The sequence below is a fragment of the Okeania sp. SIO2F4 genome, from assembly GCF_010672385.1.
Taxonomy (GTDB): Bacteria; Cyanobacteriota; Cyanobacteriia; order Cyanobacteriales; family Microcoleaceae; genus Trichodesmium.
This window is the reverse complement of sequence record NZ_JAAHGT010000767.1, coordinates 1-4,765: the sequence shown is the minus strand read 5'-3', so window position 1 is coordinate 4,765 and position 4,765 is coordinate 1. Positions and strand designations below refer to the sequence as shown.

Here is a 4,765-nt window from a genome sequence, read left to right as displayed (position 1 = left end):
TGTTTTTAGTATGAAAAGCAAATCTATCAGGACTTAGGCATTTTTGAGTTGTAAACACTACATATCTATAACGTTATGGTTTTTGAAAGTTGTATAACGCTGTATATAGTGTCTCTGCAATTCCTGTCTAGAAAAGACTTAAATATAAAATCCTAATATTATCTAATTTTCAAAAGTCTTGATATAGGAACTTGTCCTACTGACTATGGGCTGCTGAATCTTGACTATTGACATTTTATATGGGATTAAGATTCTTAATATTTACTTTACAAATTAGCGCTAAGAAAGTAGAATTTGAGCTAAGATGAATTAACAAAAATGAAGCTTAATTAAATTTTCTCATTATGATTATGGATCTAGAAGGAAAATTTCCCGTAGAGAAATTATTATTCCAAGCTATATTGGAACACTCCTTTGATGCCATTCTCATTGCCGATTCTCAAAATAGTTTGCTAGAAGTTAATTTATCTGCTTGGAACTTATTCGGTTTCACCACAGATGAAGCGATCGGGCAATCTATATTTAACTTTTTACTTGATTCCCTTGAAGGACAAGAGGAAGCCAAGAGTAAAGAAATTCAAATAAAATATCCTAATGGAGAGATAAAAACCCTAGAGTGTAGGCTAGTCAAGGATTTATTACCCAATTATAAATTGTTGATGCTCAGAGATGTCACCAAACTAAAACAAGCATCTGAAGAACTTCACCACCAACATCAAAGAGTAAAGTTATTTTCGGAAGTTACCCTCAAAATTAGTCAATCCCTGCAACTAAAAGAAATTCTACAAACTGCCGTTACCGAAGTGCAAAGAATTCTTCAAGCCGATCGGGTGCTAATTTATCAGGTTTTGTCCAATGGAACTGGAGTGACTATTAGCGAAGCTGTATTACCCAATGTTCCGCCGATTCTAGCTATAGAGTTTCCCGAAGAAGTCTTTCCTGAAGAATATCGAGAACTTTACGCAGGAGGAAGAGTTCAAGCTATCTCTGAGGTACACAGTATCGAGGCTAATTTGACTGAATGCTTAGTTGAATTTATGGATGAATGGATGGTGAAAGCTAAGTTAGTAGTGCCAATCATCCAAAACCTCAAGTCGGTAACTGATGAAGTAAAAGTTCCCAATCAACTATGGGGTTTGTTAATTGCCCATCAATGTCAAACAACGCGACAGTGGAAGGACTTTGAGTTAGAGATGATGCAACAATTAGCTGCTCAAATCGGGATTGCTTTATCCCAAGCAGAATTACGAGAAAATCTAGAAGGACTTGTCGCCGAACGCACAACTAAATTAAGACAAGCTAACACCAGTCTCCAACAAGAAATTAACGATCGCAGGTCAGCCGAAGCCGCTTTGCGTCGCAGCGAAGAAAAGCTCCGTCTCATCGCCAATGGACTACCAGTTTTAATTGCCTATGTGGATAAACAGCAATGTTATCGCTTCAACAACAAAGCTTACCAAACCTGGTTAGGATTGTCTCCCACTAAGATTTATGGCTCTCATATTCAGGAAGTTCATGGGAAACAGGAATACCACAAAATTCAAGAATATATAGAAATGGCACTATCGGGGAAAATGGTAACTTACGAAAATGAGACTACCTTTCAAGACGAAAATCTCCACACTGTTAACGTTAGCTACATTCCCCACATTGAAAAACACGAAAAAGATACAGTAAAAGGATTTTTTTCACTCATCAGTGATATTAGCGATCGCATAGCCATTGAACGGATGAAAGACGAATTTATTTCCGTCGTTAGCCATGAATTACGCACCCCATTAACCTCCATTCACAGTTCCTTGAAAATTCTCGCAACAGGAAGACTCGGAAATCTCTCTACTAAAGGACAACGGATGCTGAGGATAGCTGACGAACAAACAGATCGCCTGGTGCGCTTAGTGAACAATGTCCTAGACTTACAGCGGATTCAATCCGGCAAAGTCAAAATGAACAAAAAAGGTTGCCAAGCAATGGAATTAATGATTGAAGCTTGCCAAACTATGCAAGGGATTGCTCAAGACTACGAGGTTAACCTGTTCAGTAAATCTGTTGCTTTTCAAGTTTGGGCCGATCGTGACTATATTGTTCAAACTCTCACTAATCTATTGAGTAATGCGATTAAGTTTTCTCCTCCAAACAGCACTGTTTTCTTGTCGGCAAAAATGGAATCGCCACAAGATAGCAATGGCAGGGAAAAACAAATTTCTTATGTAACCTTTGAAGTCAAAGACGAAGGACAAGGTATTCCAGCAGATCGACTAGAAACTATCTTCGAGCGTTTTCAGCAAGTTGATTCTTCTGATTCTCGCAAAAAAGGAGGAACAGGTTTGGGACTAACCATTTGTCGTCAAATAATTGAAGAACACGGTGGGAAAATTTGGGCCGAAAGTTGTTTGGGAAAAGGTAGTACTTTTTATTTCACTCTACCTTTAGTTATAGAAGAGAGCGGAGGTTTCTATGAATGATAAACATATTTTACTAATTGACGATGAAGAAACAATTCAGGAAGTAGTACAAGTTGGAATTGAGATTGAATGTGGTTGGGAAGTTTCCCTTGCTTCCTCTGGTTTAGAAGGAATAGAGCTAGCCAAACTCCGACAGCCAGATGCCATTCTTCTTGATGTGATGATGCCGGATATGGATGGGATTTCTACCTTGTTGAAGTTAAAAGCTAATTCCCACACTCAATCGATTCCCGTAATTTTTCTGACGGCTAAAATCCAAGCTGTAGATAAAAACCAGTTTCAAAATATAGGAGTTGCTGATGTAATTACCAAGCCTTTTAACTCCATGACTCTAGCAAGTCGCATTGCCAAAATACTGGAATGGGAATTGTAATTAGCCTGCTCCAGTCTTAACGAAGTCAGAAGTCAGTAGGGGCGATTCGCGAATCGCCCGTACAGAAGTTATTTTTGTAACGGGGATTAGAGCAACCCTCCAAAAATATTTCACCTTAAAAGGCGAGGTATTAAACCTCTCCAGAAAATAGGGAACAAGGAACAGGGAACAGGAAAAAGTAATTGATAATTTATGGATAAGAATTGATTCTATTTTTAATTTTTGGAGATGTCTATTAAGTAAGGATGTATGAGACTATTAATTGTTGATGATGAGGAAATTTTAATCGATCTACTCCAAAGAACTCTCAAAAATTATGCACTTGATGCTGTTACCGATGGAGAACAAGGATGGATTTATGGTTCGACTTATCCTTACGATCTGATTATCCTTGATTGGTCTTTACCTAAACTTGATGGGCTTAGTTTATGTCAGCGTTTCCGCAACCATGGCTATCATATGCCAATCCTCTTACTAACAGTCCGCAATAGCAGCCCCGAAAAAATTCAAGCACTTGATGCTGGAGCAGATGATTATCTCTGTAAGCCTTTTGATGTTGAAGAATTAGCTGCTCGCATACGAGCTTTGTTGCGTCGCTCTAACCCTCATTCTCCCTTATTAAATTGGGGAGACTTACAACTCAATCCTTCTAATTGTCAAGTTATCTATCAAGGAAATTCGATCTTACTAACGGCTAAAGAATATCAGTTACTAGAGTTATTCATGCGCCATAGCCAAGAAGTTTTTGGCATCGAAGATATTCTAGAGAGTTTGTGGCCATCGGTAGAATATATTTCTGAAGCAACTGTTCGCTCCCATCTGAGAAACTTGCGAAAAAAATTAAAACAAGCTGGTTTACCTGAAGATCCGATCGCAACATTAAGAGGACGAGGATATGGTTTAAAACCTCTACCCCAATATAACAAGTCGGAGAAAAATTTTTTACCTACCCAACCTGAAGATAAAGCTGATAAGCAAGCACGACATCTAGCAGCATTGAGTGCAGCCTGGAATAAATATAGAAACAAGTGTCATCAACAATTAACTACTTTAGAAGAAGCTCTTGAGGGTTTGAAAATTGGTTACCTCAGCCCCAATAAACGAGAAGAAGCGAGATTAAGTGCTCATAATTTAGCAGGAACTTTGGGCATTTTTGGCTTTGATGAATGCTCTCAGCTTGCCAGGGAACTAGAACAACTCCTAGAAAAAACTGTACGGGAAAAAAAAGGAAAACTACTAAGATTTGAAACTATTTTCAATGATTTAGTTGTACAACTAGCTATAGAAGATAATCCCTCTAATAAAATATCTGGCCGACTGACTAAACATTGTCCTTTATTGTTAGTTATTGACGACGACCGAAATTTTACTGAACTTTTGAGCGAAAAAGCGCTTTCTGAAGGAATCCAAATAGTTGTTGTGCCTACTCCAGAGCTAGCTATAAGTTGGCTCGAAGGGTTACAAGACCGTCTACTTCCCAATATTGTTCTCCTCCGATTATCTTTGGTTGGAGCGAACACTAATGACAAAGATTTAGAGGAGCGTTTATCCTTAATTGCCGAATTCAATTTACTGGTGCCATCTATCCCAGTTATTATTATTGCCGATCGCGATCATTTTAGAGACCGTCTACTTGTAGCCCGACATGGAGGAGCTTTTTACCTAAAACAACCACTTCTTCCTGCTCAAGTAGTTGCTTTTTGCCAACAAGTTCTAGAAAGTTCTTCTTGGGGCAAAAAAGTAATGATCGTGGACGACGATGTAGAATTTTTACAAGCCTTACCAGATTTACTGGAACCTTGGGGATTCAAGCTTACTACTCTGGGCGATCCTCGTCAATTCTGGGATGTACTCCAAGCTGTTAAACCCGATCTACTGATACTAGATATTGAAATGCCTCATTGGAGTGGGATTTAATTATGTCAAG

The 4,765-nt window shown here is 38.5% G+C and carries 3 protein-coding genes; all 3 read left to right on the top strand.

All coding sequences use genetic code 11. The annotated features are described in order from the left end of the window. Positions 1 to 344 precede the first annotated feature (344 nt). The 3 genes from F6K22_RS32295 to F6K22_RS32285 all read left to right on the top strand — a co-directional run bounded on the left by F6K22_RS32295 (position 345) and on the right by F6K22_RS32285 (position 4,755). Positions 345 to 2,465: an ATP-binding protein gene (locus tag F6K22_RS32295; RefSeq protein WP_293107735.1), complete on the top strand. Its 2,121-nt coding sequence runs from the start codon at positions 345 to 347 to the stop codon at positions 2,463 to 2,465. Further along, the gene (locus F6K22_RS32290) at positions 2,458 to 2,838 is read left to right on the top strand and encodes a response regulator (protein ID WP_293107732.1); all 381 of its coding nucleotides are present in this window, start codon (positions 2,458 to 2,460) and stop codon (positions 2,836 to 2,838) included. The genes F6K22_RS32295 and F6K22_RS32290 overlap by 8 nt, the downstream gene beginning before the upstream one ends. A gap of 249 nt (positions 2,839 to 3,087) precedes the next feature. Beyond that, on the top strand, positions 3,088 to 4,755 hold the full coding sequence (locus tag F6K22_RS32285) for a response regulator (RefSeq protein WP_293107729.1): 1,668 nt from the start codon (positions 3,088 to 3,090) through the stop codon (positions 4,753 to 4,755). Positions 4,756 to 4,765: the final 10 nt, after the last annotated feature.